The 4,824-nt window shown below is 42.9% G+C and carries 3 protein-coding genes and 1 pseudogene; all 4 read left to right on the forward strand.

Translation table 11 applies throughout. The annotated features are described in order from the left end of the window. Nucleotides 1-1,572: GMC family oxidoreductase (locus tag Q0L68_RS16470; protein WP_296705277.1), on the forward strand; the 1,572-nt coding region annotated here is incomplete at its 5' end. Nucleotides 1,573-1,933: 361 nt separating this feature from the next. Beyond that, a complete protein-coding gene (gene acsA / locus Q0L68_RS16475) occupies nt 1,934-3,649 on the forward strand; it encodes an acetate--CoA ligase (protein ID WP_296705279.1) in 1,716 nt (571 codons plus the stop codon). A gap of 5 nt (nt 3,650-3,654) precedes the next feature. Further along, nucleotides 3,655-4,641, forward strand: coding sequence for a pyruvate dehydrogenase (acetyl-transferring) E1 component subunit alpha (gene pdhA / locus Q0L68_RS16480; RefSeq protein WP_296705281.1), 987 nt, complete (start codon nt 3,655-3,657; stop codon nt 4,639-4,641). Next, a pseudogene (locus Q0L68_RS16485) lies at nt 4,638-4,824 on the forward strand (alpha-ketoacid dehydrogenase subunit beta); the annotation flags it as partial. The gene pdhA and the pseudogene Q0L68_RS16485, both read left to right, overlap by 4 nt.

Raw genomic sequence — 4,824 nt, forward strand, 5'->3', positions numbered from 1 at the left:
AATGTGGAGCATATCAAAGATTACCCAACTACTAACCTGCTTCCTTACGAATTTCCCCATCGGGGTCAAATGCCTCAGGAAGTAAAAGATGCCAATCCCGTCGTAAGTAAATGCTATGCCTTCAATGAAGATGCAGCGCACTTTTTTGTAAAAGATGCCGAGCACCCCTACGTTCAGGAGAAGCCGTTTGATTGGATTCGAGGCTATCAAGTGGGAGGCAAATCTTTGCTTTGGGCCAGGCAAGTTCAGCGATGGTCTCAATTTGATTTTGATGGACCAGCACGTGATGGATTTGCTGTGGAATGGCCTATTTCCTATAATGAACTTGCACCTTGGTACAGCCATGTGGAAAAATTTGCTGGAGTATCTGGAAATAAAGATGGTTTACCGAATTTGCCTGATGGCGAATTTCTACCTGGTTATGAGCTGAATGTGGTAGAGAAATATTTTCAGGGAAAGCTGAAAGAGCATTATGGAAATGACCGGCATATGATATCCTCTCGTTGTGCACACATTCATGGCAATGCGGAGTTTTATAGCCAACAAGGTCGTACGCTATGTCAAAACAGAAATTTATGTCAGCGGGGTTGCCCATTCGGGGGTTACTTTTCTGCGAATTCTTCTACCATTCCTTGGGCATTGAAGACGGGGAATTTGACCTTACGCCCTGATGCAATCGTCCATTCAGTCATCTATGATGAAGAGCTTGGTAAAGCGACCGGCGTCCGAATCATCGATGCACATACCAAAGAAATGGAGGAGTTTTATGCACCGGTTTTATTTATCAATGCAGCTGCCCTGAATACCAATTTGATTTTGTTAAACTCCACTTCCAATCGTTTCCCGAATGGTCTAGGCAATGACAATGGACTGATGGGGAAATACGTGGCTTTCCATAATTACCGTGCTCGTGTTTCGGGCGAATACGAAGGCTTGTCAGAGTATGCGACAAGTGGTGGAAGACCAACCAGTGGTTATTTCCCTAGGTTTAGAAATGTCTATAAGCAAGAGACTGATTTCCTTCGTGGATATGCAGCTGGCTTCTCTGGAGGTAGAGGTGTAAGAGCCGATAATAGCGGAATAGGTATGGAGTTGAAAGAAAGCTTGCTCAATCCAGACCAATATGGTCCTTGGAGAGTAGGTTCACATATGATGGGCGAGACCTTACCAAAAGAAAGCAACTATGTGGCTTTAGACGAAAATCTAAAAGATCCATACGGAATGCCTCAGTTGAAGATCAACATTGACTATGATGACAATGATGAGAAGATGACGAAGGATTACATCGAGCAGATGACCGAGATGTTTGAAAAGGCTGGATTTACCAATATTCAATCCAGTGACAGCAAGCAAGCACCGGGATTAGATATCCATGAGATGGGTGGCATCCGAATGGGCAAAGATCCAAAGACTTCATTGCTCAATGCGAATCATCAACTGCATGCAGTACCGAATGTCTATGTGACGGATGGGGCAAGTATGACCTCGACTTCTACTCAGAATCCATCTTTAACTTATATGGCTTTTGCGGCGCGAGCGGCGCATCATGCGGTGGCAGAAAGCAAGAAATAAAGTCAGAAGGCTAAAGTTAGAAATCTGAAAAATACAGCCCAAATCGAGAGATTTGGGCTGTTTCATTTTTAAGCAAAAAATAACCAACCTCCCCAAATCTATATTTCCACTTGAACGAATAATCCTATCATTTTTTAGTAGTCGGTTTATCCTTAAGTCTCCAAAAAACATCGCATATCAAGGTCTAAGAATATGATATAAGTCATTAATCATTAAATGATTGGGCTCAAATTGGATTTCATTTTTCTTAAAATGGTAAATTAAGAAAAGATCAATTCCTCACTTGATTTTTGAGGATTGAAAGATTGAAAAACTGGCTAAAACCGGACTTTCTAAAATTTCTAAATTTTAAGATCTGTTTATGAAAGAGCCCAATTTAAAAGATTACACCAAACTGTATGAGCATTTCGACTGGCAAAATGAACGAAATCAATTAGCAGGATTGGCCAACGGAAAAGGACTGAATATCGCACATGAAGCGGTCGATCGGCATGCTTCTGGTAATTTGAAAAATACGGTCGCCCTTCGCTTTATCGGAAAGGAGGAAAGGACTGACGATTACTCCTATGGAGATTTAAAAATCCACACTTCCAAGTTTGCCAATCTTTTGGCTGGTTTGAAATTGAAAGAAGGAGATCGGGTATTTTCTTTATTGGGCCGTGTACCAGACCTATATATCGCGGCTTTAGGGACGCTGAAATTCAAAGCTGTTTTTTGTCCTTTGTTCTCGGTTTTTGGACCAGAACCTATTTTTCAACGATTGAGTAAGGGTGATGTAAAGGTGTTGGTCACCAACACTAGCTTTTATGAGAAAAAGATAAAGGGACTCCTCGATCGGCTTCCTTCCTTAGAATTCATCTTACTGACGGACTCTGCTGATCATTTGGATAAGAAAGCTCTTTCAATGACCAAACTTATGGGGGAGGCTTCCGACGAATTTGTCATTCCTCCAACAGATCCTGAGGATCCTGCTTTGTTGCATTTTACGAGCGGAACCACAGGGATGCCAAAAGGTGCTTTGCACGTTCACCAGGCTGTACTTACCCACTATACTACTGGAAAATATGTGCTGGATTTTCATGAGGGGGATATTTTTTGGTGTACTGCAGATCCGGGATGGGTGACAGGAACCTCCTATGGGATAATCGCTCCTTTGGTCAACGGCGTAACCAGTATCATAGATGAAGCCGAATTTGACGCGTTGCGCTGGTATTCTATTTTGGAAAAGCAGAAAGTCAATGTGTGGTATACTGCGCCAACTGCCATCCGAAGATTGATGCGGATGGAGCTCGTTCCCAAAGAAAAATATGACCTTTCTAATTTGAGATTGGTGCTGAGTGTAGGCGAGCCACTAAATCCCGGAGCTGTGACCTGGGGACAAAAGGCTTTTGGAGTTCCTGTCCTGGATAATTGGTGGCAAACTGAGACTGGCGGGATCATGATTGCCAATTACCGTTCCGTGGAGGTAAAACCAGGTTCCATGGGAAAACCACTTCCTGGAATCATCGCAGCGATTGCAGATGTAGATGGTTCCGAAATTAAGATCTACGACCAGCCAGATAAACAGGGTCATTTGGTTTTGAAAAAAGGATTCCCATCTCTTTTCAGGGGCTATCTCCATGAGGAAGAACGCTATCAAAAATGCTTCATGGGAGATTGGTATATCTCCGGAGATCTGGCGAAAATTGATCAAGATGGTTACTTCTGGTTTATTGGAAGGGCGGATGACATCATCAAAACCTCTGGACATATGGTCGGGCCATTCGAAGTGGAAAGTACTCTGATGAAGCACCCTGCAGTGGTGGAAGCTGCGGTAATCGGAAAGCCTGAACCATCCATCGGAGAATTGGTCAAGGCATTTGTTGTCCTGAAAGAAGGTTTCGAGCCTACTGATGAGATGCAGCAGGAATTGATTGGTTTCGCAAGAAAAACTATGGGACCGGCGGTAGCACCCAAAGAAATCTCCTTTATAGAAAGCCTTCCTAAAACTAAAAGCGGCAAAATCTTGAGAAGGCTTCTAAAAGCCCGCGAATTGGGATTACCGGAAGGAGATTTATCTACACTTGAAAAAGGCTAAAGATTATGGAAAGGAAGAAAAAGTTAGATTCAAAAGAAGGACAGCGGCTGTTGCAGCAAATGATACTCATACGAAAGTTTGAAGAGAAATCTGCGGAGGAATACACCAAGTCCAAAATCCGGGGATTCTTGCATCTCTATTCGGGGGAAGAGGCGGTAGCAGTTGGGGTTATTCAAGCTTTGACCGAGGAGGATAATATTCTATGTACTTATCGAGAACATGGTCATGCGCTCGCAAGAGGCGTGGATCCAAACTCAATCATGGCAGAGATGTATGGAAAGCAGGAAGGTTGCAGCAAAGGGCGCGGAGGTTCTATGCACCTATTTGATGCATCAAAGAATTTTTTCGGAGGAAATGCTATCGTCTGCGGGCATTTGCCTTTGGCTGTAGGAATGGCCTTGGCAGCCAAAAAGCAAAAGAAAAATAATGTGACATGTTGCTTTTTTGGAGAAGGAGCAGCTGCAGAAGGTGAGTTTCATGAGTCGATGAATCTTGCTTCTTTGTTGCAAGTTCCAGCACTTTTTGTTTGCGAAAACAACCTTTATGCGATGGGTACTGCTATCAAATTAACCCATTCCATGCAGCAATTAGAGAAGAAAGGAGCTGCATATGGAATTGAATCTGCGGCAGTAGATGGGATGGATCTTTTGGCAGTGATGGAAGCCGCCCAAAAAGCAGTGAATACTATCAAGGAAAAAGGGAAGCCTTATTTTCTGGTTTGTAACACGTATCGATTTCGAGCGCATTCGATGTTTGATGCCGAATTATATAGAGAAAAATCTGAAGTGGAGGAATGGAAAAAGAAAGATCCAATTCCAAAGTTTCAGGAATTTTTACTCAAAGGGAAGCTTATTACAGCTAAGAAAATTACGGAAATTGAAAAAGCAGTTGAAGCACAGATCCAAGAGGCGATCACATTTGCAGAAGAAGGAACTTGGGAAGATACTGGAAACCTGACACGATTTGTTTACTCTGAAACGGAATCGATATGAGCGAAATGGTCAAAATAACTTACCGAGAAGCTATCAAACAAGCCATTCGGGACGTCATGCAAAAAGATGAGCGGGTTTTCCTGATGGGCGAAGATGTTGGAAATTATGGAGGAGCATTCGCAGTAAGTAAAGGTTTGTTGAAAGAATTTGGAGCAGATCGAATTATGGATGTCCCGCTCTCAG

It is taken from the genome of Algoriphagus sp. (assembly GCF_024642405.1).
GTDB lineage: Bacteria > Bacteroidota > Bacteroidia > Cytophagales > Cyclobacteriaceae > Algoriphagus.